General features: G+C 69.7%; 28 protein-coding genes and 4 pseudogenes. 21 read left to right on the top strand and 11 right to left on the bottom strand.

Annotation, left to right across the window (positions count from 1 at the left end; translation table 11 throughout):
- Positions 1-562: 562 nt before the first annotated feature.
- Together OG295_RS37410 and OG295_RS37405 are read left to right on the top strand one after the other, a co-directional pair.
- On the top strand, positions 563-829 hold the full coding sequence (locus OG295_RS37410) for a hypothetical protein (RefSeq protein WP_331737868.1): 267 nt from the start codon (positions 563-565) through the stop codon (positions 827-829).
- A 141-nt stretch (positions 830-970) separates the two neighbouring features.
- Positions 971-1,854 (top strand): annotated as a pseudogene (locus OG295_RS37405) (IS5 family transposase); the annotation flags it as partial.
- 18 nt (positions 1,855-1,872) lie between these two features.
- On the opposite strand, the gene OG295_RS37400 reads toward OG295_RS37405, so the two are convergent.
- Positions 1,873-2,364, bottom strand: a complete 492-nt coding sequence (locus tag OG295_RS37400; protein WP_331737867.1) for a MarR family transcriptional regulator — start codon at positions 2,362-2,364, stop codon at positions 1,873-1,875.
- Positions 2,365-2,460: 96 nt separating this feature from the next.
- Here OG295_RS37400 and OG295_RS37395 point away from each other — a divergent pair, with 96 nt between their 5' ends.
- The 5 genes from OG295_RS37395 (at position 2,461) to OG295_RS37375 (ending at position 5,827) form a co-directional block, all read left to right on the top strand.
- Positions 2,461-2,913, top strand: a complete 453-nt coding sequence (locus OG295_RS37395) for an SgcJ/EcaC family oxidoreductase (RefSeq protein WP_331737865.1) — start codon at positions 2,461-2,463, stop codon at positions 2,911-2,913.
- 58 nt (positions 2,914-2,971) lie between these two features.
- On the top strand, positions 2,972-3,673 hold the full coding sequence (locus OG295_RS37390) for an SgcJ/EcaC family oxidoreductase (protein WP_331737864.1): 702 nt from the start codon (positions 2,972-2,974) through the stop codon (positions 3,671-3,673).
- Entirely contained in the window at positions 3,670-4,452 is a 783-nt protein-coding gene (locus OG295_RS37385) for an SDR family NAD(P)-dependent oxidoreductase (RefSeq protein WP_331737863.1), read from the top strand. The genes OG295_RS37390 and OG295_RS37385 overlap by 4 nt, the downstream gene beginning before the upstream one ends.
- A gap of 8 nt (positions 4,453-4,460) precedes the next feature.
- A complete protein-coding gene (locus OG295_RS37380; RefSeq protein WP_331738971.1) occupies positions 4,461-4,916 on the top strand; it encodes a helix-turn-helix domain-containing protein in 456 nt (151 codons plus the stop codon).
- 95 nt (positions 4,917-5,011) lie between these two features.
- Positions 5,012-5,827 (top strand): hypothetical protein, encoded by an 816-nt coding sequence (locus tag OG295_RS37375; RefSeq protein ID WP_331737862.1) that lies wholly within the window; start codon positions 5,012-5,014, stop codon positions 5,825-5,827.
- A gap of 301 nt (positions 5,828-6,128) precedes the next feature.
- Here the strand turns inward: OG295_RS37375 and OG295_RS37370 are convergent, their stop codons facing one another.
- The 7 genes from OG295_RS37370 to OG295_RS37340 form a co-directional block, all read right to left on the bottom strand.
- A complete protein-coding gene (locus OG295_RS37370) occupies positions 6,129-6,605 on the bottom strand; it encodes an STAS domain-containing protein (RefSeq protein WP_331737861.1) in 477 nt (158 codons plus the stop codon).
- Between the two features lie 72 nt (positions 6,606-6,677).
- Positions 6,678-7,022, bottom strand: coding sequence for a helix-turn-helix domain-containing protein (locus OG295_RS37365; RefSeq protein ID WP_331737859.1), 345 nt, complete (start codon positions 7,020-7,022; stop codon positions 6,678-6,680).
- Between the two features lie 404 nt (positions 7,023-7,426).
- Positions 7,427-7,654: a transposase gene (locus OG295_RS37360; RefSeq protein ID WP_331738968.1), complete on the bottom strand. Its 228-nt coding sequence runs from the start codon at positions 7,652-7,654 to the stop codon at positions 7,427-7,429.
- Positions 7,655-8,149: 495 nt separating this feature from the next.
- The gene (locus OG295_RS37355) at positions 8,150-8,695 is read right to left on the bottom strand and encodes a hypothetical protein (RefSeq protein WP_331737855.1); all 546 of its coding nucleotides are present in this window, start codon (positions 8,693-8,695) and stop codon (positions 8,150-8,152) included.
- Between the two features lie 758 nt (positions 8,696-9,453).
- On the bottom strand, positions 9,454-9,816 hold the full coding sequence (locus tag OG295_RS37350; RefSeq protein ID WP_331737853.1) for a hypothetical protein: 363 nt from the start codon (positions 9,814-9,816) through the stop codon (positions 9,454-9,456).
- Positions 9,817-9,823: 7 nt separating this feature from the next.
- Positions 9,824-10,483 (bottom strand): hypothetical protein, encoded by a 660-nt coding sequence (locus OG295_RS37345; protein WP_331737851.1) that lies wholly within the window; start codon positions 10,481-10,483, stop codon positions 9,824-9,826.
- Positions 10,474-11,070, bottom strand: a complete 597-nt coding sequence (locus OG295_RS37340) for a sigma-70 family RNA polymerase sigma factor (RefSeq protein ID WP_331737850.1) — start codon at positions 11,068-11,070, stop codon at positions 10,474-10,476. The genes OG295_RS37345 and OG295_RS37340 overlap by 10 nt, the downstream gene beginning before the upstream one ends.
- A gap of 212 nt (positions 11,071-11,282) precedes the next feature.
- On the opposite strand from OG295_RS37340, the gene OG295_RS37335 reads away from it, so the two are divergent.
- The 5 genes from OG295_RS37335 (at position 11,283) to OG295_RS37315 (ending at position 13,810) form a co-directional block, all read left to right on the top strand.
- The gene (locus tag OG295_RS37335) at positions 11,283-11,762 is read left to right on the top strand and encodes an Asp23/Gls24 family envelope stress response protein (protein ID WP_331737849.1); all 480 of its coding nucleotides are present in this window, start codon (positions 11,283-11,285) and stop codon (positions 11,760-11,762) included.
- 62 nt (positions 11,763-11,824) lie between these two features.
- Positions 11,825-12,004 (top strand): hypothetical protein, encoded by a 180-nt coding sequence (locus OG295_RS37330; RefSeq protein ID WP_328923429.1) that lies wholly within the window; start codon positions 11,825-11,827, stop codon positions 12,002-12,004.
- A gap of 62 nt (positions 12,005-12,066) precedes the next feature.
- Positions 12,067-12,405: a hypothetical protein gene (locus OG295_RS37325; RefSeq protein ID WP_371681450.1), complete on the top strand. Its 339-nt coding sequence runs from the start codon at positions 12,067-12,069 to the stop codon at positions 12,403-12,405.
- 35 nt (positions 12,406-12,440) lie between these two features.
- Positions 12,441-13,139, top strand: coding sequence for a DUF6286 domain-containing protein (locus OG295_RS37320; protein WP_331737847.1), 699 nt, complete (start codon positions 12,441-12,443; stop codon positions 13,137-13,139).
- Between the two features lie 68 nt (positions 13,140-13,207).
- On the top strand, positions 13,208-13,810 hold the full coding sequence (locus OG295_RS37315; protein WP_331737845.1) for an alkaline shock response membrane anchor protein AmaP: 603 nt from the start codon (positions 13,208-13,210) through the stop codon (positions 13,808-13,810).
- Positions 13,811-13,964: 154 nt separating this feature from the next.
- On the opposite strand, the pseudogene OG295_RS37310 reads toward OG295_RS37315, so the two are convergent.
- A pseudogene (locus OG295_RS37310) lies at positions 13,965-14,078 on the bottom strand (IS5/IS1182 family transposase); the annotation flags it as partial.
- 269 nt (positions 14,079-14,347) lie between these two features.
- On the opposite strand from OG295_RS37310, the gene OG295_RS37305 reads away from it, so the two are divergent.
- The 6 genes from OG295_RS37305 to OG295_RS37280 all read left to right on the top strand — a co-directional run bounded on the left by OG295_RS37305 (position 14,348) and on the right by OG295_RS37280 (position 19,502).
- Positions 14,348-15,136 (top strand): DUF5954 family protein, encoded by a 789-nt coding sequence (locus tag OG295_RS37305; RefSeq protein ID WP_331737843.1) that lies wholly within the window; start codon positions 14,348-14,350, stop codon positions 15,134-15,136.
- Between the two features lie 47 nt (positions 15,137-15,183).
- The gene (locus tag OG295_RS37300; RefSeq protein ID WP_371681449.1) at positions 15,184-15,660 is read left to right on the top strand and encodes an HNH endonuclease family protein; all 477 of its coding nucleotides are present in this window, start codon (positions 15,184-15,186) and stop codon (positions 15,658-15,660) included.
- A gap of 65 nt (positions 15,661-15,725) precedes the next feature.
- The gene (locus tag OG295_RS37295; RefSeq protein ID WP_371681448.1) at positions 15,726-15,989 is read left to right on the top strand and encodes a hypothetical protein; all 264 of its coding nucleotides are present in this window, start codon (positions 15,726-15,728) and stop codon (positions 15,987-15,989) included.
- 431 nt (positions 15,990-16,420) lie between these two features.
- The gene (locus OG295_RS37290) at positions 16,421-17,140 is read left to right on the top strand and encodes a hypothetical protein (protein WP_331737840.1); all 720 of its coding nucleotides are present in this window, start codon (positions 16,421-16,423) and stop codon (positions 17,138-17,140) included.
- Between the two features lie 455 nt (positions 17,141-17,595).
- Positions 17,596-18,117 (top strand): hypothetical protein, encoded by a 522-nt coding sequence (locus OG295_RS37285; RefSeq protein WP_331737838.1) that lies wholly within the window; start codon positions 17,596-17,598, stop codon positions 18,115-18,117.
- 1,010 nt (positions 18,118-19,127) lie between these two features.
- Complete coding sequence (locus OG295_RS37280) at positions 19,128-19,502, top strand: transposase (protein ID WP_331737836.1); 375 nt, start codon at positions 19,128-19,130, stop codon at positions 19,500-19,502.
- 53 nt (positions 19,503-19,555) lie between these two features.
- Here the strand turns inward: OG295_RS37280 and OG295_RS37275 are convergent, their stop codons facing one another.
- On the bottom strand, positions 19,556-20,281 hold the full coding sequence (locus tag OG295_RS37275) for a DUF4241 domain-containing protein (RefSeq protein ID WP_371681447.1): 726 nt from the start codon (positions 20,279-20,281) through the stop codon (positions 19,556-19,558).
- Between the two features lie 246 nt (positions 20,282-20,527).
- On the opposite strand from OG295_RS37275, the pseudogene OG295_RS37270 reads away from it, so the two are divergent.
- The 3 genes and pseudogenes from OG295_RS37270 to OG295_RS37260 all read left to right on the top strand — a co-directional run.
- A pseudogene (locus tag OG295_RS37270) lies at positions 20,528-20,889 on the top strand (Tn3 family transposase); the annotation flags it as partial.
- Between the two features lie 285 nt (positions 20,890-21,174).
- Positions 21,175-21,411 (top strand): annotated as a pseudogene (locus OG295_RS37265) (transposase); the annotation flags it as partial.
- A 158-nt stretch (positions 21,412-21,569) separates the two neighbouring features.
- Positions 21,570-21,884, top strand: coding sequence for a hypothetical protein (locus OG295_RS37260; protein WP_331737833.1), 315 nt, complete (start codon positions 21,570-21,572; stop codon positions 21,882-21,884).
- Positions 21,885-22,247: 363 nt separating this feature from the next.
- On the opposite strand, the gene OG295_RS37255 is transcribed toward OG295_RS37260, so the two are convergent.
- Positions 22,248-22,787, bottom strand: a complete 540-nt coding sequence (locus OG295_RS37255) for a hypothetical protein (protein WP_331737830.1) — start codon at positions 22,785-22,787, stop codon at positions 22,248-22,250.
- Positions 22,788-22,882 lie beyond the last annotated feature (95 nt).

Here is a 22,882-nt window from a genome sequence, read left to right as displayed (position 1 = left end):
CCTCGGTCGGCGACCTGGAGGGCTTGAGGGGCGCCGCGGGTGGCGCCCTCGGCGTAGAAGAAAGGCCCGGTCCCGGCAGATAATCTCGATCCCGGGTCGTTCGGACAGCCAGGCCCGCGAGGGTGTCCGCCTCCCGGTCCGGCAGGTCCACCGGCCGGCGTGTCTCGACGTCGACAAGGAGGGTTGCGTAGATCCGGCCCTTGCGCTGAGCGTATTCGTCGGCGCCGATCACGCGGGGCATGGCGGTGGGTGGATGGGGCAGCGAGGTGATCAGCCTCAGCAGGGTGTTTCGCTGACTCGAAGGCGTCCGGTATTCGGGCGCCGGCCCGTCCCGCGAGCGCGAGACCGACCGAGACGAGCGTCGATCGCAGCCGTTCCGTCCGGCGAGCGAATCGACGGGTGAGGCCGGGCACGATGCAGGGCACGGCCTCGTCGGGCTCTTCCCACCCGATCTCACCGGCCACCACGACGGCGCGGAAGTCTCTCTTACGGTCGCTCTGGAACTGGTGCGGGCCATGCTCCGCGATCAGGGCGCCTGGTGCCGGCTGGAGGTCCGCGCGCTGTGCTGAGAGTCTGGCCCGACCTGGCCCCAGACGTCGGTGCGGTGCTCGCCGTGCTGCCCGAGGAGGGATCCGTAGAGTTCGTCTGGGAGGCACAGGACGGGACGATCAGCCACGCGATCGTCGACGACACCGAGTACCAGCAGCTCGCCGCCCTCGTGGCCGGCGCACGAGCGGCCTGCGCACTGCCCATGTACCTCGACGAACGCCACCCGCTGCTCTGCGCCGCCCTGCCCGACAACGACGGGGTGCTCCGCACCCGATGGTGACCCGGTTCGCGCCGGGTGGCCAGCCGTTGCTGCGCATTGAAGTTGTCCAAACAGGCCAGATGCCGTGCACGGTCACAGTCGTGTGATCCGGCTACCCGACCACACCGTGCGGGCTAGGGTCCGTCTTCAAAAGGTAGTTCGATGCTGGATCATGGTGTCGTGGTACGTCGTCATGAACTGACTCATGCCGAGTGGGAGTTACTGGCTCCGCTGGTGCCGAGTGCCGGCAGGGGCCGGCCTCGGGCGGAGGACCGCCGGGTCATCAACGGGATGGTCTGCAAGATCCGGACCGGGGTTTCCTGGCGTGACCTGCCGGAACGTTACGGCCTGTGGAAAACGGTCCACACCCGCTTCCGCCGCTTCGCCATCAACGGCGTGTTCACCCGGGCTCTGCAGCAGATCCAGGCCCAGGCGGACGCGGCCGGTGACATCGACTGGCTGGTCCAGATCGACTCCACCATCGTCCGCTCCCACCAGCACGCCGCCGCCACCGGCCGAAAAGGGGGAAGCGCTGGGCGGACGAACCGGGCGGCCGATCCCGAGGGCGCCTGACCAGCAAAATCCACCTCGCCTGTGACGTCCGCGGCCGCCCCCTCGCCATCCTGCTGACCCCGGGCCAACGACACGACGACATCTGCGCACGGCCTCTCCTCGAACGCATCCGAGTACCCCGCACCGGCCATGGCCGGCCCCGCTGCCGGCCGGATCACGTGATTGCCGACAAGGCCTACAGCTCGCGCGGCTTCCGCATCTACCTGCGTAAACGCGGTATCGGACACACGGTCCGGGAGTAAGGACGGCCAGAAGCGGCACCGCCGAAACCGAGGCCGAAAGGGCGGCAGGCCGACAGGGCGGCAGGCCGACAGGCCGACAGGCCTCGATCTCGCGATCCACCGACGCCGCGACACTGTCGAACGCTGCTTCAATCAGCTCAAGGGCTTCCGCGGCATCGCCACCCGATACGAGAAGACCGCCCCCTCCTACGAAGCACGGTCACACTCGCGTTAATCCTGCTCTGGGCAAGATCGATTTGGAGACGGACCCTAGCCCGCCGCCGGTCGCCCCTTGCTCCGGCGGGGCGCGGTGGCGCCGCGGATCTCCTCCGTGGCCGCGCGGAAGGCGGGCGCGGCACGGGCGAAGTAGTCGAAGAGCACGGCCTGGTGCTCCGGGGGGTAGAGGCCGATCACAGCGGCGATGTGTCGGCGGGCCGGGCCGACCACGTCCTCGATGCGGTCCAGCGCGTCCGGTACGGGCTCCACGATGACCCGGCGCCGGTCGCCCGGATCGGCGGTCCGGCGGGCGTAGCCGGCCCGTTCGAGGCGGTCGATGAGCCGGGTGGTCGCGCCCGTGGTCAGCCCGGTGCGGGTGGCGAGCTCGCCGGAGGACAGGCCCCCCTCAAGGGTGATGAGGCTGAGGGCGTACCACTCGGAGGTGTGCAGGCCGGCCGCCTCGGCGCTGGCCAGGCCCTGGAGTCCGACGGCGTCCAGGTACCGCCGGAAGACCGCGTGCGCGTCCGCGCCGCCACCTGTTGCCATTTTCGGGATCGCCTCCTAGCTTTATATCTGCACGCATGCAGATACTGTGTTCAGTCAGTATCTGCATCAGTCTAGCCAATTGGGGAGTGGTCCGTCATGCAGTCCGCCAGCGAGTCCGTCGCCTCCGTCCAGGCCGTGCTGAACCGCCTCACCTCCGCCTGGGAACGCCACGACGCCGAGGCCTACGGCGAGCTGTTCACCGAGGACGCCACGTACATCACCTACATCGGCACCTTCTACCAGGGGCGCCGCGACATCGTGGAGAGCCACCGGACCCTCTTCGCCGGCTTCCTCAAGGGCACCCGGCTGGCGGACGAGATCCTCGACGTCCGCTTCTACGGGCCCGGCGTGGCCGTGGTGAACGGCCGCGGGGACACCTACAAGGGCAAGCGCCCGGAGAAGCTCGGCAAGGTCCAGACGTACACGCTGACCCGCGAGAGCGACGGACAGTGGCGGATCGCCGCCTTCCAGAACACCAAGCGCAAGCCGCTGATGGAGGCCGCGTCCTACCGGTTCGCTCCGGGCCTCGTCCCGGCCGCCGGGCGCTGACATGCGCAGCCGCCGACCCGTACCCCCCGCCGACCCGACGACCTTACGGAGAGCCCGCATGACGACCGACCTCGCCACCACCCCTCACCCTGTCCCGAGTACCGCCCCGCGCGACGGAGCCGACACCCAGGCCACCCCGCCCGCGTCACCCCACCGAAGGCGACGCACCCTCAAGCGCGCCCTGATCGCCACCGTGCTCACCCTCGGCCTGACGGCCGGCGGGGGCTACCTGTGGCTCGACTCCACCTCGGACGTCAAGGTCACCGGCACCGCGGAGTGCACCGCCGTCACCCCGGCCGGCACCGGCTTCAGCAACAGCTTCGGCGACCGCGACGCCGTCTGCGGGGTGCTGTCCTCGCTCGCTGCGGCCTGGGGCGCCGCCGACGCCGACGCGTACGGAGCCCTCTTCACGCAGGACGCCACGTACACGACCTACGTCGGCACCCACTACCAGGGTCGCGCCGACATCACAGAGGCCCACCGGGCCCTCTTCGACGGCTTCGTCAAGGGGACGAAGCTGGCCGACTCGATCCTGGGCATCCGCTTCCTCGGCCCCGACGCGGCAGTCGTCACCAGCCGCGGCGACACCTACACGGGCGGGCGGCCTGGAGAGCTGTCGAAGGTCCAGACGTACACGCTGACCCGCGAGAGCGACGGGCAGTGGCGGATCGCCGCCTTCCAGAACACCCAGCGGCAGCCGGTCATGGAGAAGGTCTCCTTCCTGCTGTCTCCCGGCACGGTGCCCGGGGCCGAGAAATGACCGCCCGCGCGGCCCTGGTCACCGGGGCCAGTTCGGGCATCGGCCGGGCCTTCGCCCGCGAACTCGCCTCGGCCGGCTGGACCGTGACCGCCGTGGCCCGGGGCGAGGAGGGGTTGCGCGCCCTCATCGAGGAGCTCGGCCCGGGCCACCGCTACCTGGTCGCAGACCTCTCGACCCCCGAAGGGCAGGGGCTGGTCACCGCCGAGCTGGTCCGACGGCCCGTCGAGCTGCTGGTCAACAACGCCGCCACCGCCCACCACGGCCCCTTCACCGGAACCGGCCCGCAGAACGCACTGGCCGCCATGCGCCTGGGCGGCGACGCCGTCGTCGTACTGGCACACGCCTTCCTCTCCGGGGCCCGGCGCGGAGACGCACTCGTCAACGTCTCCTCCACCCTCGCGCACGCCCCGGCCCCGGGCCTCGCCGTCTACAGCGCCGGCAAGGCCTTCGTGACCGCCTTCTCCGAGGCCCTCTGGTACGAGCAACGCCCCCTAGGCGTCCACGTCATGGCCCTCTGCCCTGGCCCGACCTCCACGGAACGGGAGCCGGAGCCGGAAGCGCAGTCGGAGCCTCAGCCGGAGTCCGGCTCCGAGTCCCGCCGCCACCAGGACGCCCCGGCCGCCATGGTCCTGAGCGCGCGAGCCGTCGTACGCACCGCCCTGCGAGCCCTGGACCGTCGCACCGGCCCCACCGTCGTCCCCGGGAGGGCGAACGCGCTCTTCGTTCTCGCCACCCGCCTCCTGCCGCGCCGCACGCTCCTGGCGATGCTCAGCCGCTAACTGTAAAACTGCCGGACGTTGGTTACACATGGGTCTCCGGTCGTGATGGAGATCTGCCATGCCCCCTTCACCGCAACACCAGCAGGAGCGCCAGGCCCAGCACCGCTTGGCGGTCCTGCGGCACGCCGAGGAGGTCACCGGAAACGTCTCGCAGACGTTGCCGGTACTACGGGATCAGCCGCAACTGCTTCTACCAGTGGCAGCGGCGCTACCAGGAGGAAGGCCTCGAAGGGCTGCGCGACCACTCCAGCGCGCCGCACCATAGCCCGAATGCCACCGACGCCGACATGCGAAAGTTCGTCGCAGGCACCTCGGCACGTCACAGAGGAACCGTCTTACCCGCAGTGGCCCCTTCGTGCGCCGTTGCCACAGTCCGGACACGCCCAGGAGGACCAGTGCAACCGCTCGATCCTCACCTTGATCCCCAAAAAACAGGAGGCCCGGCAGCTCACGCAACCCCATAGGGAAGTCGTGCCGCGACGAAACGATTCCGCACGCCTGCCCCTGCGGTCGCGATCAGCATGGGCAGCGCGGGACTCCGTGCCCATATCCTGAGCCGATGTACGAGACCTCAGCTGCTCTGGCTACCGCCTTGTGGCCGCTCGCCGCATCCGCGGAGACCGACGGGATGCGGGAACTGGCCGACGACGACGGGCTCACCGGGTTCATGCCGCCGGCACTGCCCGACGCGGCCTGGGTGCTCCACTCCATGTACGAACACGAACTCGGTCCCTTCGGCATGTCGTACGTCGAGTACCGGCGGGCCTTCCTGAACAGCAAGAGCGCCGACCCCGAGATCATCCCGGGCCTCGACCCCGCGGAGGTATTCGCCGATCTCTCGGACACCTTCGCCCCGCCCAGAGGCGAACACCCTGGACCACGCTGGCGACGCCTGCGCTGGGCAGAGCTCGCCCGGCGGACCGGAGATCCCGTGGCCGCCGAGGGCCGCCTGCCCTGCCACACGTCCTTCCCTACGCTCCGCAAGCCGGGCGGCTGGCCGGTCGGCATCACCGGTCCGTCCGAGGGCAGCCTGGACCGTGCCGACTGGAACCGGCTGGTCGAGATCCTCACTGAGCACAGCCCTCAGGGCGCGGACACCCGCTGCCTCGCCTACTACACCCCGCTGGGCCAAAGGGCCGAGGACTTCGACAACCTGCACGTTCGGGCCGGCCGGCTCGCGGACGCCAAGGTCTTGTACGACCACCCCGACGAAGAGTGGTGGACCCCGTCCAACCTCTGGGCCCACGACCGGTCCTGGGTCCTGTGCACGGACTACGACCTGTGGGCCACCAAACTTGCCGGCCCGGCCCCACTCGTCGAAGCCCTCCTCGACGACTTGGAGATCGAGGCCGTACGACTGCCTTGGGCCCACTGATTCGACCACCCGACGTGGGAACGACCAGGCCGTGACGAATGGCGCCTGCAGTTGGCCCGCATCGGACTTGAGCTGGCCGATCGCGCTCAGCGTCAGTTACGAGGTTCTGACCGCGCTTCTGCGAAGGTCCGCCCGCCAGTGGCCCTGAGTGCTTTGCCCGACGTGCGTCCTTCGGTGCCCGCGCGCCGGGACCCTCCCACGTGCCCGCGTGCCCACCGGTGGCCGGGGTGAGGTGGGCGTGCCAGGACCGCGGGGGAGTACGGGACGGTGTGGCTTCGCGGGCTGATGGGGGTGGGGTGGGTCAGGGTTCGTGGTCGTAGGCGATGGCGGGGTCGATGGCGTGGGGCCGGTGGTGCGTGGGCCTTGTCGTATCGCCGCCTGTGATGGGGTAGTGCGCGTCGTGGGGGTGGGGCTGGTGTGCGGGTGAGGTGTGGATGGTGAGGAGGGGGGCGGTGTCGGTGAGGTCGAGCAGTCGTGTGAACTGGGGGCGGGGTGCGTGGAGGACGAGGGTTTTGCCGGTGGTGGTGGCGGTGAGGTGGAGGTCGAGGAGGAGGTGTAGGCCGGAGCAGTCGCAGAAGGTCAGGGCTGAGAGGTCGATGTCGAGGCCGGCCGTGCTGGCATCCAGGGCCGCGTTCAGGGCGTCCCGTACCTTGCCGCAGTTGTCCGCGTCGATCTCGCCGCTGATCTCGGCCCGGGTCCGTTGTGGCCCGGGGCGGACGGCGACGGCGACGGTGACCATGGGTGTGTCGGGATCGCGCTCGCGGTCGGAGTAGGTCATGGCCTTCCTCCTTTCAGCGACCGGGCCGGCTCGTGCGGGGCGGACTGCAGGGCATCTGCGAGTGCCGTGCCGTCATGGCCGCGAGGTGCCCGGGGAGGGTTGCGCGGCCGGAGGCCGCGTGGGCTCCAGGTCGGCGAGGAGTCTGATCAGGTGCGTGATCTCGTGGGGTCCTTCGGCGGGGTGGCGGAAGAGGGTGCCGTCGGTGACCTCGTAGTGGTTGCGGCGGCCGTGGCGGGCGCGGGTGAGATACCCGGCGCTCTCCAGATCGGTGATCACGGCACGGACGGCGCGCTCGGTGATCCGGCAGGCCTCGGCCATGTCACGCATCCGTACCTCCGGGTCCCGCAGGAGCATCGCGAGGATCCGGGCGTGGTTGGTGACGAACGTCCAGCTGGTCCGTGACTCCACCGTCTCCATGCCCGCGATTATAGGATCCGGGATACCGGTTTTTCCAGACCTCTATCCATGGTCCACCTCCGCAGCCAGGGCACCGGCCTCCGCGTTCCTGGCGAGCACCACGCCATCAAGGACCAGGGCACCCGCCGCTGGATCGGGTTTCTGCAACACCGCGATGACCGAAGGACCCCTCCACGTGCCAAGGGGCTGTCGGGTGGGCGGCTGCCTGGCCACCTGGGTTCCCCGGCGTGCGCCGCCCGGGGCCGGGAACCGGCAGCCCGCCGGTTCCGGGCGGGTGGAGCGCCGGGCGGGCAGGGAGCACCGCTGCGCTCATGCTCCGGCGGTGCCTGGACTCCCCACGGGCGGCCCGCCGCCGCGCCCACCCGATCAGCAGCGCGTCGTCCAAGCGGACCTCGTCGGTGAGATCACCGGAACTCGGTCCTGCCTTCACCGCGGTAGCTCTCGGAGGCGCGGTGGACGGCTCGTCCCGAGACGTAGGGGACCGGCTGGTCGTGGTTGACGAGGATTGCGATGGCCAGGGCGGCTCCGCCGTCGGCAAGGTCGGTTTCCCAGGTCACTTCGTCGCCCAGAGCGAGGACGTCGGTGAGGAGTTCGAGGAGTTGGGGCTCGTCGTTGGCGACGCGTCGGGGCAGCAGCCGACGGCCGCTTTCGTCGATCGCGACGCAGTGGTGTGGGTCTTGCCTGCGTCGATGCCGGACCAGATCACGGCCATGGCGCCTCCGTGCGGTGGGGTGTGCTGGGTGCCTCCCGACGGACGACCTCGCTGTCGATTCCCTACGGAGCGATCATTCGCAATTCCTCATGGGCAGCCGAGTCGTCGTGGGGCGTCGGGCGGCCAATCGATGCGAGCCACAAGCGGCAGAAGCTCGAAGGCCACACCCGACACCCCTGGGTGGGCCAACCATACGAAGGGCTCGCCCGGTCCCACTGACAACGTAGGGAAGCCTGATGGATGCGAGTTCGTGCCACCGAGGGTTAAGCGCGCTGGTCAGAGGCGTGTCGAGGGTGGGAGCCAGGCCCCGGGTGCTGGGTCTGAGGGGTCCGTCCCGTGAGCGCAGCCGGCACGTTTGCTCGCAGGCCCCCGTTCTGCCGCTTGGTTCTCCAGGTGCCGCGACCTCAGGAGCCATCTACTTCCGGCGTCGCAGTGCGTATGAGACCGCGACGACGGCGACCAGCGGCCCCCACAGCAGCATCGGCACGTAGCACGCATTCATGATCAACGCGGCGATGCCCTGTGGGGCCTCGGAGCCGCCTGCTTCGGCCGGCCAGCTGCCCCAAAACATCTCCGTCGTCAGTGCGGTGACCGCGAGCGCCCCCAGCAGTGCCGGTACAACCGCCGCCCAGGTCCTCACGCGCCTGCCACCCAGGAGTGGGATCCAGCGTGGCACTCTCTCGCCCCAGGGCCTGACCAGGCCGAGAGTCATGAACGCGAGCCCCTCGGTGACAAGTGTCAGCAGCGTGATGTAGGAGGAAGCCTCCAGCCCGGGTTGCCAGTCCTTGGCTAATTGGCCGCTGAAGCCCACCGGGATGCCCACGGCCATGGCCATCCGCCACAGCCCCGCGGGCAGGACGGCCACCGGCACGGCATGCGCCGCCAGGTTCACCCAGCGCGGCACGGCCAAGACCGTGGCTGTGGCCTTGGCCGTGGTGGGCAGTGTGTTCGCGGTATTCATGACAACCTCCGGGGCGGCGTGCGGTTGCCTCCATGCTTCGCCTCGCACCCACGCGACACATCCCCCCACGGTCCTCTCGCCATCAGCCTTGCGGGCGAGCCCGCCCTACTCCTTCGAGGCGACGCTCTGGACATTCAGTCGGCGATCAGACGGGCGCCGAGTCGGGGCTGTCTGGGGTGAAGAGGTCTTTTTTTTGCGTCAACCCGCCAACCTTCGACGGCACACGCTCAAGGTTCGTTTGGCACAGGACAGCCGGGTGTGTGGCGGGTCGCATCGGCGGGGGTTGCGGTGCGAAAGGGGCGGCGGTGTAGCGCGTGCAGGAGTTTGACCAATCAGTGCTCTGACCTGCTGTTCTGTGGGACTTGTGAGGCTGGCAGCTCGGCGTTCCGCAGTGCGGATCACGGGTCCGCCCGGAGGTGTGATCCGTATTTTCGCGTAGGGAGTCATTTGACATGAGCGTGTCAGAGGGCAGGACGGGCGGGGAGTCCGGGCGGGAACCGGCCGGACCCGCCGGGTGCCGGCCCGCGCCGCCGTTGGCTCGGCTGGGTATGTCGGTGTGGCGCAGTCGCGCTCATGCCATTACGGCCGTCAGGAGGCCCGGCCCGCGGTGTCCCTTCGCCTGTACAGGTCACATGCCGCCCCTGCGACTGCTCGTCGCGGATCGCCAGATCAAAGGCGATCTGCTCTGTCGTGGTCATGGTGGTGCCTTCCCTGTCCGTTGATCACGCACCCGCAACGAGCGGACGCGAGCGATCGGTCTAGACGGTGCGGGTGACGGTGACCATGACGGTGACGGGTACGGCCGCGCCGTGCCGGGCCAGGTAGGTGGTGACGGCGGTCCGCACGTCTTCGCGGACCTGCCGGGCGACATCGACGACGCGGCGGTCCGCGTGCAGGACGCACCGCACCTCCACGTGCCAACCGCCGTCCGGAGTGAGTTCGGAGCGGATGCCGGCCGCCTCGTGGTACGGGGTGGTTCCTTCGGCCTGGGACCGGTACACGTGCGACGCTGCCAGAGCCAGCCGGTCGGCGAGCGTGGGCTGGAGCGCGGCCACGCCGGGAGCGTCGAGGGCGGCCCTCGCTGCCGCTCGGTGGATGTTCTCGCGGTGGGAGGTGGCCATTACCGGCTCAGCTCCGCCCTTTCACCAACGGCACACGGGAGGGTTCCAGCACGCCGTCGATCTCCACGTCCACGGTGGTGACGGCGATGCCGAGGACCTGCTCGGCCGCGTGAAGGACGGCTCGGCGTACTCCCTCCGCTCGTCCTCGCAATGGCTGGTCGAGTGTGGCTGCCAACGTTATGGCGACGGCGTGGCTGCCCTCCGCGGGGACCACGCGGCAGCTGGCGGCGCGGACGCCGGGCACCGTGTCGGCAGCCCGGCGCAGGACTTTCGCGACGGCGCTCTCGGAGATGCGCAGGTCGTGATCGGGGTCGTCCAGTAGCAGCATGGTGCCCAGCCGTACCTCGGAGCGGACCGCATTGATGACCCGGGTGGCGAGGCTTTGGCCGTCGGACTGTTCCTCGGCGCGCAGAGCCCTGGTCGCCCGGTCCAGGGCTGTCAGACCTTCGATGGCGTCGCGGCAGTAGGGGCAGTGGCTGCTGTGCGGATCTGGGGCGTCGACCGCGTCGCGGGCCTGCTTCCAGGCGCGGCCGAGGGGGCGTCCGCAGGGCAGCAGCTCGGCGCCGGCCAGATGCTCGGCGTCGGGGCGCAGAGGCGCTTCGGCCCTGGCGGCGCCCACCCTTTCGGGCTCGTCGTCGGAGGTGGGGTGCGGGTCGTCTAGCGCCATGGGCGCATCGCCTCCATCAAAGCGCGTCGTGCGCGAAAGAGTCTGCCGCGCACCGTTTGTTCGCTGCTGCCCACCACGTGGGCGATCTCGTCGTAGTGCAGGCCGTGCAGCTCCCGCAGCACCCAGCACACCCGGAGCTCGGGGCGCAGTCCCAGGAGCGCTTTCGTCAGGGCGGCCGCCGCTGCGTCCGTTTCGGCGACTTGGGGCGGTGAGCTGTCCGCGGCCACGGCAGCGGGTTCGGGGAGGGTGTCCAGGGGCAGCGGGTGGGGCGGGTGGCGCAGCGTGTTGAGGCAGCGGTTCGTCACGATCCGGTACATCCAGGTGCCGAACGAGGCGCTGTGCCGGAATTCCGGCAGCCGTCTCCAGGCGCTGAGGAAGGCTTCCTGGACCGCGTCCTCGGCGTCCGTCCGATTGCCGAGGAGATGCTGGGCGAGGGCGAGCAGCCGGCCGCTGTGGCGGCGGACAAGGATGGCGAAGGCGTCTTCATCCCCTTCCGAGGCCCGGACCGCCAGGGTGCCGTCGTCCAGGGCGTCGGCAAGGGCCTCCTCTGCGGCGACGCCGGCGGACGGCAGCGTTCGCGGCAGCATCGGGGGGCCTGCGCCGCGCGGGGGCTGGGGGCCGATCCGGTTACGCATTCGCCGCTCGCTTCCTACCGAAGACGCCGGTCGCGGCTCGCGTACGTACTCCTCGATGGTAGGCGGTGTGCGCTGCACGAGCCGCGTGAGGAATGCCGGCGCGAGGTGTCCTAAGGAATGAGGGCGCCGTACGGCGCCCGGATGGACCCCCTGGGGAGGTTCTCATGTCGGACACCATCAACCCCGCCGCGGGCGGGAGTGAGTCACCTGCTGCGGGCAGCACCCTCACGGGCCGCACCGGCGCAGGAACGGCCCCCGAGACGCGCGGTCGGACGACCATCGCCGACAGCGTGGTCGAAAAGATCGCAGGAATGGCCACCCGCGAGGTACCGGGCATTCACAGCCTCGGTTCCGGTATCGCCCGCACGCTCGGGGCGGTGAGCGACAAGGTCGCCGGCGGGCGTTCCAGCGTGTCCCGCGGCGTGAAGGTCGAGGTGGGCGAACGGCAGGCCGCCGTGGATCTCGACGTGGTCGTGGAGTACGGCGTCGCCATCGTGGACATCGCCGCCGACGTCCGCACCAGCGTCATCACGGCCGTGGAACGCATGACCGGCCTTGAGGTCGTGGAGGTGAACATCGCGGTCGACGACGTCTACCTGCCCGACGACGAGGACGAGGAGGCGGGGGAGGGGCGCGTTCAGTGATGCTCGCATCCCCCGGACTCGCCGAGCCGAGAAACAACCGACGCGAAATTCAGGTGAGTGAAATGAGCGCAGCAACCGTGGGCCTGCTGGCCGGCATGGCCCTGGGCTTCGCCGCATTCTTCGGCGGCTTCTGGGCGTTCCTGCTCGTGGCGTTCCTGGGCCTGGTGGGCCTGATCATCGGCCGCGTGTTGCAGGGTGACCTGGAGATGTCCGACTTCACGCGTTCCCGGAACCGGCAGTGACCCCGCAACCTGCCCCCGCCCCCTTCCGGGGAGCGCCGGCCCCCTCCCGGCCGGTCCTGTCCATGGCCGAACGCGGGGCCACGGTGATCCCGGACAAGGTGGTGGCCCGCATCGCGGTCCGCGCCGCACAGGAGGCACTGGCCACGCGGACGGACACCTCGGCCGTTCACACGAAACTGGCCGCTCCGCACGCGTCGGTCACGGCCGGCAGCGGCACGGCACGGCTGGGACTGACTCTGGAGATGCCCTACCCGATAGACCTCGCCACTGCCTCCCGTCAGGTGCAGCAGTACGTCACCGAGCGGGTCGCCCATTTGACCGGGATGCGCATCACCGAAGTCACACTCGCCATCGAGCGTCTGGTTCCCGCCGAGGGCCTGGAACATCGACGCGTGGAGTGAACCGGTCCGCATCCCCACGGGAAGGAGAACCCGGCATGGAACGGGACCAAGACCGCCCGGCCGACCGGAGGCAACCCACCGCGACCGACCGCCAGCAGCCCACCGCGACCGACGGGGAGCAGCACACCCCGGACGGCCAGGTCACCTCCCGCACGGTGGGGCAGCCGTCCAAGCAGCCTTCGGCCGGCCCGCAGCACGCTGCCAGGCGCCCGTGGTCCGTGCGCCGCGTACCCGCCGCCCTGACGGCCCTGCTCGTCGCAGCTGCGGCCGGGACCCTCTTGTTCGACATCGTCAGGGTCCGGGCCGGCCGGCCGGCCGCAGCCTGGCGCACGCGCCTTGCCGACGAACTGGCCACCCGACCTCTGGATGACGTCTCGATACGGATCGGCGCCGCCGTCATCGCCGTCCTCGGCCTCTGGCTGGTCGTCCTGGCACTCACCCCCGGCCTGCGTAACCAGCTCCCCCTGAAGACTCCCGACCCCCAGATGCGCGCCGTGCTGGACCGCGACGCCGCGGCCCTCCTGCTGCGGGACGCTGCGATGCGCGTCCCCGGCGTCAGCGCTGCCAGGATCCGTGTCTTCCAGCACCGTGTCCGGGCACGCGCGGACGTGCGTTTCCGCGCCGCCGCTGAGGTAAAGGGCGATCTCGTGGTGGCTCTGCGGGAGGAGCTCGACCGGTTCGCCCTTGCCCGCGCTCCTCGGCTCGCCGTGCAGGTCCGAACCCGACCGAAATGATCTGAAGTGCGCTGAAATACTCCGTCCGCGGACGGCCGCCGGCGAGCCAGCGACAGGAGTGGGATCCCATGGAGAAGAAATCCGCTGTCAACCGAGTCCTGCTGGCCCTGGCAGGCGTCGTTCTGCTCGGCACCGGCCTCCTGATACTGACGGGCAGCTTCGACCTGTACCGGCACTGGCACCTGACACCACCCGACGGCTGGCCCCTGACCGCGCCCGGCGGAGTCCTGCTCGACGACGCCGACCGCACCCGCTGGACGGACGAAGGATGGTGGTGGCCCGCCGTCATCGCCGTCCTGGCCGTCGTCCTCCTGCTCGCCCTCTGGTGGCTGCTGGCGCAATCGCGCCGTACCCGCCCGGGCCACACCCCTGTGGGTGGTCCCCCTGCCGCGGACGGGGTGGAACTGCGTGAGCGTGCCCTCCGCGACGCCCTCGCAGCCGACGCCCGGCACCTGCCCGGCGTCCACCGGGCCCGTGCACGCATGGTCGGCCCGCCCAGCCGGCCCGAAGCCCAACTCGACCTCACCCTCACCCCCGACAGCGAGCTCGGCCCCGTCCTGCGGGCGCTGAGCGATGGCCCGCTTGAACGGGCCCGCCGGTCCACCGGTCGGACGCTTCCCGCGAAGGCGCAGCTCCGGGTGACCCCGCACAAGGCCCACCGCGCCGAGTAGCGCCTCCACCCCGGCCGGACCCGCTGAGGAGGCTGGCTGCGGAACAGCCGTCCGCGTCCGCCGTGCCCTGCCGACGCGGCCGGCGGCCGTAGGCGGCGTGGGACCCGACCCTGGCCGGCCTCGTCGGCCCATCGCCTCGTCCGCCGATCGGCGGCACGCCGTGGCCTTTGAGGTGGCGGTCGCGGAGGGCCTTCCAGGTCTCCATGCGGAGGAGGACATGCTCGACGCGGGCGCGGACCTGCTTATGGGACTTGTTGTGGGCCTGCTTCCGGCCGAGCAGGTCGGAGGCTCTGCCGCCATCGCGCAGGACCGTTGCCGGCAGAAAAGCGACTGAAGATCAAGTCTGTTCTGGCCTCATGCCCGAGTCGGACGGGCTCGCCGGGCGCGTCCGCCCTTCGGGCAGATGTCACCCACCTCCAGGGGGAAACGGCTGTCCGAATGGATCGCGGCAGTTCCGGCCGACGATCTCCCCAGCCCTTACACCGTCGTCAGCGGCCTTGAACGTGACCACACGGCCGTCACCGCCGACCTGTGGGCGTGGAGCGGCGCGATACGGGGCCGGGCGGCGCCTGGCCGGTGGTGGTACGGGTGCCGGTCGATCTGGTCGTGGAGGCGGATGCCGCCGATGCCGCCAGGCAGCTGGCCGATCTGGCTGTGAGGGGGCCGCTGTTCGGAGTGGCCGCGCAGGACGGGCGCGGCGGACCGGGCTGGTTGGTGGTGAGTGCCGTGACGGCCGGCTGCCCGCAGGAGGCGCGGGACAGCCTGAACTCGCTGCTGTGGTTCCGGGCGAAGGACGAGGCGCGCGACCGGGAGGAGCGGGGTGCGCTGCTGGCGGCGGTGGCCCGGCTGGAGGGTGAGCGCGTCGACGATCTCACCGTGGCCGGCACCCGGTACCGCATCGTGCGGGCCGAGGAATACGCCGCCGCGGGTCCGGCCGGCATTGAGGAGCCCTGCCCGACCGATCCGGAGCCGGCCGTCCCCGACTGGACGCGCGGCGCCCGGCGGGCGGAGATCGATGCCGGTCTGGTGCTGGATCCCGACGCGCCGGTCACCCCGATGCAGGCCGCGGAACGGCTGGCGCTGCGCGACCTGTCCTACGCCGGTACCCGCTATCCCGCCACGGTCCTCGCCGACTCGCGGCGCGCCGTGGAGACCCACCCGGACGTCCTGCTCCGGCCCGCCACGTTCACCGTGGTGGAGAAGACCGGCACAGGGTGGAAGCCGGTCAGCGGCCCGCACGTCAGCGCACACGACGCGCGCCGGTCTCTGGACTTCGCCCTGACCCGGGCGTGGCGCCGGCCCTTCCGGGGCTGTCGACGACGGTAATCGCTCGTACTCAGCTTGCCGGGTTGAAGGTTGCCGTTCAGCAGGCGATGACGGGGTATTCCCGGGAGAAGTTCACGCACTGGATTGGGCAGGGCGACAGCTGTGATACCTGCGAGGTCGTGCTGGAGCGGGCGGGCAAGGACGTGAAGCGCGACGCCGCGTGCAAGGCGGTCTCCGGTACCTGGGTCTCCGTCTACGACGGGGTCACGGTCACGGACGCCGCGAAACTCGACATCGATCACATGGTGCCTCTCGCGAATGCCTGGCGTCCGGGGACCGGGTCCTGGACGGCGGAGCGGCGCAAGGAGTTCGCGAACGACCTGACCCGCCCCCAGCTTCTCGCGGTGTCGGCGGCGACGAATCGGGCCAAGGGCGATCAAGGCCCGGAGGATTGGCAGCCCCCGGCCAAGGGCTGCCGGTGCACGTACGCCACCGCGTGGACGAACGTGAAGAGCACCTACCAGCTCACCGTGACCGAAGCGGAGAAGAAGAAGCTGACCGAGATGCTGGAGACGTGCTCATGAGCGACCAACAGCCCGCGGGCACGCCGCAGCCCGACCGCGGTGGCGTCCCGGAGGGAGCGGTTGCGTTGACCGATCACGTGAAGGCGGGGCCGGGCGGGGCGATGACCGATGAGGTCGGCGTCATCACCGGCGACGTCACCCTGACCAGCGAGGCCGGCCCTGACGGCACGGCCTCGGTACGAATCCAGTACACCGGAGCCGAGGAGTGGTACACCCTCACCGGCAGCCCCGCCCCCCTGCCTCCCGAGGGCCTCGCGGCCTTCCACAAGGACGTAGTCGAGGCCGTGCAGGCCGGCGGCGCAGCGGAGGTTCCCGCCGCCACTTCGTGAAAACCCGCCCTCCACGCGGCCGGGCTGCGGCATCGTCGTGTCCAGGCGGCCCCGCACCACGGGCTGCCCGAAGACGGGTCAGGTGAGAGGGCGGGGCTGTGGTGAGTAGGCGCGAGACGTGGACGACGGAGGAGTTCGGCACCTCCCACAGGGGCGCTGTCGAGGCCGTCCTGCCAGACGGCAGCGTCCCGGCCCCGGTGTATTTCGACAGCGGCTCGGGCGGGGGAGGAGTCCCCGTCTCGCAGTGGAGTGTCTACGACGGCCCCTGGGGCATCTCGTCCGCACCCGGCGCACCCGCTGGCGGCCCGCCGACCGTCGGTAGCGCCAGTCCCAGCGGACTGGCGGGGTGGGGTCGCAACTGATCAGCACCGGCGTACGTCAACGCACATGCACTGTCAGCCGTGAACCTTGATCCAGCTCGGAGGAACCGTATGAGCAGCAGCTCGTCTGAAACCGGCACCGGAAGTTCGGGGGCGTCGGGGACGGACTCCACCGGCAGACGCCGGATCCGGTTAGGGGAACTGGCCGCGCTCATATCCGCGGGCGCGGCCGTGGGCGGCGTGGCGCTGGGTTTCCTCGGCCTGCCCACCGTGGTCAACTCTCCCACTGCCCGCACGGTGACCCCGACCATCTACGTCACGCTCAGCCCGTCTCCGCCTGAGCAGTCAGCGGCAACGACGGGGAGCAGTGGTGCCGCCCCGTCCCCCAGTAGTAGCGCCGCAATGCCCACCAGCACAAAGACCCCCCTGCCCAACGCAGTCACTATCGAGAAGCCTACCGACGGCCCGATTTCCCGCTGTATCGACATCTCCGGCCAGGGGCAACCCGCCCAGGGACACCAGCTGTGGATCGGCATGCGCGTCGACAAAGAATTCTTCATCCTCAGACCGGTGAGCCAGGACAGCACGGCCGGTGCGGGCCGCTGGAGCGCCAAGTCCGTGACCGTAGGCTCCGAAGAGGGAACCGGCGCTGACTACAGCATCGCGGTACTGGACGTCACGCCCGACCTGTCCACCACCCTGACCCGCCTCACGGTCGACGGCCAGCCGGACAACCTCTGGCGCATCGCGTTCCCCTCCTACCCCGCCGGAACGGTCATCAAGGTGGAAAGACCCCTCCATCGGAACGCTACCGATCAGGCCGGCTGCTAGGGGCGCTCTCGTAGACCACCGTGGTCGTGGGGCAGTCCTCAGCGAGGCCGAGGAGGGCCTGGACCTCGTTCTCGTCGGCGGCCAGGTCCCAGCGCAGCTTGGTCCCGACCCAGGTCGCGGCATAGGTGCAGTGGTAGGAGCCGTCCGAGGGCAGCCACTCGGCCGGGTTGTTTTTGGCGGGGTGAATGAGAGCCGCTTCGGCGGTGGTTTCGGGAGCCGCGTTGGTCCGTCTGTGCGGGGGACGGAGAGTGGCAGAGGTCCATGATCGGCGGCGGGATTGAGAGCCACCCTGATCGGGTGACGTCTGGCTTGGAGTGTCTGCGGGATCAATGCTGGGTGGACGAGTAGCTTTGCGGTCAGGGTCCTGCCGATCCGTGTCCCTGACAGGCGCGGCGCGGAAGGGCCCGACTTCTTTTTCGGAGACACCGGCCTCGTCGGGCACGGATGATGTCTCGATGAGCCAGAACGAGGTCGACGCGCTGCGGCGGTCCGGATACGACACCGGTCATCCCGAGTTCGCCGAACGCATGGTGTGGGCGCTGAATGACGGACTTCGGGTCCTGGAAGCCCTCCCGCGAGACGATGCGTTCTGGCACGGCTGGGCAAACGGTCACGCCACGATCTACAAGCTCGACGTTTTCACCGCGGAACGGCTGAAGCGCGATCCCGCAGACCGGACCGCGCGGTGGACGCTTGTGGCGCTTGCACTCGCCCGCGGCGCCAACGACGGCGGTCTCTCTCTGCTCGGGCCGGACATTGCCGCCGACCCGACCACCGTGGCAGACGCCTTGGTCATCGCGGACTGGGTCGGTAAGGAGATCGGACTCGATCTCACCCCGGAGTTGCGCGAGGTGTGCGGGTGGGCAGATCGCGACGCGCTGGAATTGCTGGCACGGGCAGAGGCCGGAGAGGCGGCACGGGCCGCGTTGCGCGTTTTGGGACCGGGGGCTCCTCACAGCGAGGGCCCCGGCCGATAGAGGCCACGCCAGGTGGTTGATGCTGTCCTGGACCTTCACCAACGAGCACCTTGGGCAGCCATAACTGACTACCTGCAGGCCGTATTCGACATGCTCGGCCCGGCGGAGAACCGTTACGCCGATCCTGCTGCCTGGCTCCGCCTGGAGCAGGAGATCGGCAGAAGTCTTCCCCCGGACTACAAGGCGATCGTCGATGCGTACGCTCCCGTCCAGCTCAACGGTCACCTCGGCCTCTCGTCCCACCCGGCCTGTGCGTGGCGGAACCTGGGCGAGGCGATCCGGTCGGATGCGGAAGGCTGGAACGAGTGGCGGGCGTGGGAGGACGACGACCTGGAACCCGACGCTGATCCCCGTGTGATCTGCAACCGCCCGGAGATCACCTTCGGCACCCCCGACGGCCTCATCCCGCTTGCCGACACGGACCAGGGAGCGGCCATCTTTGCCCGGACCGGGCAGGCGCCTACGCCGAGGGTGCCCGCCGCGGGGCCCCCGACGCTCTGCAGGTCGCCGACCGGTTCCACCTGTGGCAGGGCCTCGGCCGAGCCGTGGAAACCTGCGTCGCCACCCACCGCGACTGCCTCCGCAACCCATCGCTGCCGGAGGCGCCTCTGGGTTCCGGTCGGCCGCAGGACGACTCGGCGCCCGCCGGCCGACGGGCCGAGCGGAAGAAGGCAGCACACGCCCTGGTCCACGAGCTCCTCGCCCAAGGTCACTCACGCCGGGCGATTGCCCGGCACCTAGGCTGGGGCCTCAACACCGTGCTCAGATAAGCGAACGCCGCATGCTGGCAGGACACCATCCGCGAGAACCGGCCCCGGCCCAGCAGGCTGGACCCCTACAAGCCCTACCTGGAACGACGGTTCGCCGAGGGATGCACCAGCGTCACCCACCTCCACAGCGAACTCGTTGCCGACAACGCACCCGTCACCTACCAGATGGTCCGCGCCCACATCGCCACCCTCCGCGGGGCTCCGGCCGGCGCGCCGCCCCGGCCTCCGACGGTGCGCCAGGTGACCGGCTGGCTCACCCGCCACCCCACCGCGCTGAGCGAGGACAACCGCGCGGGCCTGAAGGATGTCCTGACACGCTGCCCCGAACTGGACACAGCCGCCGGGCATGTCCGCGACTTCGGCGAGATACTCAGCGATCGTCAAGGTGCCAGGCTCCCCGCCTGGATCGACGCAGTCGACGCCAGCCAACTACCTGGCCTCACGCGATTCGCACTCCATCTGCTCCGAGACCTCGATGCCGTGACGGCGGGGCTCACCCTGCATTGGAGCTCCGGCAGCATCGAGGGAGCCGTGAACCGCATCAAGAAGATCAAGCGGCAGCTCTACGGTCGAGCCGGATTCGAACTGCTCCGCAAAATGATCCTGCTGCAGTAGCGCTTCTCTGTGGCTTCTCCGTGTCGCTGGTCGGCGCTCAGGCGGCAGCTACGTCAGGCTTTGGCGCCGGGCATGCCGCTGGTGACGACGATCGTGGCCACGTCGCCGGTCTTGGTGCGGCCCAGCCAGACGACGCCGCCCGATTCGGCCGTGAACATGACCAGATCGGCTTGTTGCGACTCGTCGCGTACCCGCTCGCACCATCCGGGCAGCCGTTCGGTTTCGCGCGGCACCGGATTGCCGTCCTTGAATGCGCGAAACGGTGCGGACAAGGTCGTCCACGCACCTGCGTCGGCGAAGCAGCCGACATTCGCGTCAGAGTAAAACTGGGGTTCCTTGCCTGGCTGAAGCCTGTCGATGTCGTCGCCGATGCCCAGGCCTATCTCCCACGCGATCACAGGGTCGTCGCTGATACACAGGCGCGTCGCGGCACACTCAACGCCATCGAAGTGCTCGCCGAAGAACTCGTACGGGCCCGCCGTCCACGCGATCTCCACCCGGTAGGCGCCCGGGGGAATACTCACCGCCAGCTCCCGCGGGGGCCTCGTCGGCAACCCTTGCTCGTATCTCGAGACGTCGTCGTCGTCGAACGGAGCATCGACGACAAGACGGCCGCTGGGTATGCGCATGGTGGTCACCTCCTCGATCCCTGTCACAACGATGGGCGTTGTCGGATCGTCGTGCACCGTCCCCAGGTGAGCGCCGGGCGTGAAAGCCGTCTCCAGGTACCAGGCGGCCTCAGGCCCAGCTGCCAGCCGCGCGTCCCCGACCCATTTCATGTCTCACCCCTCCTCGCCGCCCGGCCGGGCGGTCAACCGAAACGTACGTGGGCCCGCTGACATCGGCACTTTGCGCATCGTTCCCGAGGGCAGGCTGCCCGACCGATCAACCTGCTGCGCAGCTAGACCAATGGGACAGCGCGGTGGTAGGCCTGGGGAGCTGAACTGAGCTGAGCAGCTCTGAGGCCATGCGAGGACGAGGCGGGGAGATTCAAATCTCTCCATCACGAGCCACATATTCCGAGGGCGGCGGTGGAGGCGGCCGTGCCGCGCACGGCGGTGGCCGGGGCCGTCGAGACGGTGGAGGCCCTCGTGCCCGAGGACGACGGGTCGGCCGAGGCCGCGATGCGCGAGAAGGTCGGCCTGCGCTACAACACCGTGCGCCCGTTCCTGCCCCTGCTGGGCGAGTCGGAGGCGCTGGCCGCGGCCCCGGCCGGGCAGCGCGTCCTGAAGGCGGTGCGCCGACTGCCGGCGCTCTCGCGCCGCCGGGTCAAGGACCGGCCGCTGCTGCCCCGGAGGTCGACGCCGATCTGGTGCCCGCCATGTGGAAGCGGCCGGTGTTCTCCAACACCAAGCTGCCCCAGGGCGCAGTGGACCGGGACGCCTGGTGATACCGCAGTGAGAGACGAGACGTCAGCCCCTACGACACCACGAGTTCAACCTCCTTACGTTGTTGGCGGGTCGATTCCGGTCACTCGTAGGATCGGGAGACCCAGGGGCACTGGGTGTGGCTGACAACCTCATGCCGCGCATGTGGCTTCTACTGATTGGCCGCCCGGTGCCCCGCGACGACTCGGCCACTGATTGGGATACGCGCGAAGAGATCGCTTGGTAAGGACACGCTGGCGAGGTCGTCTGCTGGGACAACTACAGGAACGATCCCGGAGGTGACCGTGCCCGAACCATGGGCCGGAACAGATGCGGGCAAGGCCGAGCATCACTGCACGGTGATCGACACCGACGGCAGGCGCACGCTCTCACGGCGGGTGGCCAATGACGAGACCGCACTGCTCGAATTGATCACCGATGTCCTCGCACTGAGCGAGGGCGAGCCCGTGACCTGGGCGATCGATCTCAATGCCGGCGGAGCCGCCCTGATGATCGCGCTGCTGACCGACAACGGCCAACAGTAGGTGAAAATGAAAAGACGTATGCCCGCACTGCTTGTCGGGCTCGTGATCTCGATGCTCGGCGCGAGCCTGTTACCGGCGTCCGCGGTGGCGCAGCCGAACCCCGGTGCTGCTGGTGGTCAACCAAGCCCCCTTCCGTCACCCAGGACCACGCCTCGGTGCCCGCCGCGAAGCGGGACGACATATTGGGAAAGGGCTGGCGTACGGCCGACGACCGGGCGGTCACCGTTGTCGGCGACGGGTACGGGCTGCATGTCCTGGTCTCCGACAGCGGTAACGGGTACGAGTGGCGTGAGGCGGCCACGCTGCGGGAGGAGGGGCTGGAGGTGGACGCCTGGATAGGCAACGTCTGTGTGACGGGCTCGGGTACACGCGCAGTGGTCGCCTACGCACCACGGGCCTTCACGAATACGCCGGCCCTGTTCGACCGGGGCGCTTTCGCCGCCGTTGCGACCTGGAAACCCAGGCAGTGAAGAAACTGAGCGAAACGGTCTCGCTCGCCTACTTCAACCCCGGCTGCGGCGCGGGGGAAGCGGCGGTACTCACCCAGTCCGCCGACGCAGAAGTGGGGAAGCCCCGACTGCTGCGGCTCGGCGAGGTTCGACGCGGCCGAAGTGGTGCCCCATGGTGGTGAAGAGGTCTTCGAGGTCGCGGTCCCAGGTCTCGGCCTGTTCGATGATCACGACCGGAGGCTTCCCCGCCCCGGAGTGAGCACGTCGCCGCGGGCATCCTTTCGAGGGGTGGGAGGGCAGAACCCGTCCGTGACGCAATCCTGCCCGCTACACTTCCACCGCCCGACGTTTCCCCAGGTCAAGCCACAAAGTCCTGCTGGAGTACTAGGACCGGTCGCCGATACCAGGAGCGTGTTCTTTGAGGAACGCGCCCGCGTGGGCCGCTGCTTCTTCTACGGTCGTGTAAAGCGTCCCACCGGCGACCGTGCCGGATGCTCCATCGGCGCCCTTGCCTGTCCAGCCCCAATCACCGGAAGGCGACTGCACCAGCTCGGCAGTCCCTCCGAACATCGCGAGCGTGCTTTTGCCCGCTGTCGCGGGTGCTGGGCGGCTGACGGCGTCGGGCCACTTCTTGCGTGCGCCCTGCCGGGTGATGCCCCAGACGGCTCCCAACTGCTCATAGCTTGCGCCGTAGGAGCCGGCGGTTGCTGCCGCCCGCCCCGTTAGCCGCCTGACCTCGACATCCACCACCTTCCAAGCAGCCAGGACGGACAGCGCCACCTCGACAGGATTCGCTTCCCACATACGCTCCGCGGACAGCCCGGTCTCTCGGGAGCGGAGGGCCGCGGCTAGGGGATTCAAGGCGTCGTACAGGGCCTTGTCGAGCTCTGCCTGCTCTTCTGGGGTGATCTCAGAGGCCATCATGCGACAACTATAGTTTCCGAAATTATCAATGTAAACAAAAGTTTCCGGACCGCATCGGCTGCACCTCCGTCGCGTCAGAGAGACACGCCCTCGCC

The organism is Streptomyces sp. NBC_01276 (assembly GCF_041435355.1).
Lineage (GTDB): Bacteria > Actinomycetota > Actinomycetes > Streptomycetales > Streptomycetaceae > Streptomyces.
The sequence above is the reverse complement of the archived record's forward strand: the minus strand, read 5'-3'. Positions and strand labels throughout refer to the sequence as shown.

Coding starts and splice junctions, on each gene's coding strand:
- OG295_RS37320 (WP_331737847.1), top strand. CDS start 12,441: ATGGAACGGGACCAAGACCGCCCGGCCGACCGGAGGCAACCCACCGCG.
- OG295_RS37330 (WP_328923429.1), top strand. CDS start 11,825: ATGAGCGCAGCAACCGTGGGCCTGCTGGCCGGCATGGCCCTGGGCTTC.
- OG295_RS37325 (WP_371681450.1), top strand. CDS start 12,067: ATGGCCGAACGCGGGGCCACGGTGATCCCGGACAAGGTGGTGGCCCGC.
- OG295_RS37395 (WP_331737865.1), top strand. CDS start 2,461: ATGCAGTCCGCCAGCGAGTCCGTCGCCTCCGTCCAGGCCGTGCTGAAC.
- OG295_RS37345 (WP_331737851.1), bottom strand. CDS start 10,483: ATGGCGCTAGACGACCCGCACCCCACCTCCGACGACGAGCCCGAAAGG.
- OG295_RS37370 (WP_331737861.1), bottom strand. CDS start 6,605: ATGACCTACTCCGACCGCGAGCGCGATCCCGACACACCCATGGTCACC.
- OG295_RS37275 (WP_371681447.1), bottom strand. CDS start 20,281: ATGAAATGGGTCGGGGACGCGCGGCTGGCAGCTGGGCCTGAGGCCGCC.
- OG295_RS37365 (WP_331737859.1), bottom strand. CDS start 7,022: ATGGAGACGGTGGAGTCACGGACCAGCTGGACGTTCGTCACCAACCAC.
- OG295_RS37285 (WP_331737838.1), top strand. CDS start 17,596: ATGAGCCAGAACGAGGTCGACGCGCTGCGGCGGTCCGGATACGACACC.
- OG295_RS37390 (WP_331737864.1), top strand. CDS start 2,972: ATGACGACCGACCTCGCCACCACCCCTCACCCTGTCCCGAGTACCGCC.
- OG295_RS37385 (WP_331737863.1), top strand. CDS start 3,670: ATGACCGCCCGCGCGGCCCTGGTCACCGGGGCCAGTTCGGGCATCGGC.
- OG295_RS37255 (WP_331737830.1), bottom strand. CDS start 22,787: ATGATGGCCTCTGAGATCACCCCAGAAGAGCAGGCAGAGCTCGACAAG.
- OG295_RS37355 (WP_331737855.1), bottom strand. CDS start 8,695: ATGAATACCGCGAACACACTGCCCACCACGGCCAAGGCCACAGCCACG.
- OG295_RS37335 (WP_331737849.1), top strand. CDS start 11,283: ATGTCGGACACCATCAACCCCGCCGCGGGCGGGAGTGAGTCACCTGCT.
- OG295_RS37315 (WP_331737845.1), top strand. CDS start 13,208: ATGGAGAAGAAATCCGCTGTCAACCGAGTCCTGCTGGCCCTGGCAGGC.
- OG295_RS37350 (WP_331737853.1), bottom strand. CDS start 9,816: ATGGCCACCTCCCACCGCGAGAACATCCACCGAGCGGCAGCGAGGGCC.
- OG295_RS37375 (WP_331737862.1), top strand. CDS start 5,012: ATGTACGAGACCTCAGCTGCTCTGGCTACCGCCTTGTGGCCGCTCGCC.
- OG295_RS37290 (WP_331737840.1), top strand. CDS start 16,421: ATGAGCAGCAGCTCGTCTGAAACCGGCACCGGAAGTTCGGGGGCGTCG.
- OG295_RS37340 (WP_331737850.1), bottom strand. CDS start 11,070: ATGCTGCCGCGAACGCTGCCGTCCGCCGGCGTCGCCGCAGAGGAGGCC.
- OG295_RS37300 (WP_371681449.1), top strand. CDS start 15,184: ATGACGGGGTATTCCCGGGAGAAGTTCACGCACTGGATTGGGCAGGGC.
- OG295_RS37400 (WP_331737867.1), bottom strand. CDS start 2,364: ATGGCAACAGGTGGCGGCGCGGACGCGCACGCGGTCTTCCGGCGGTAC.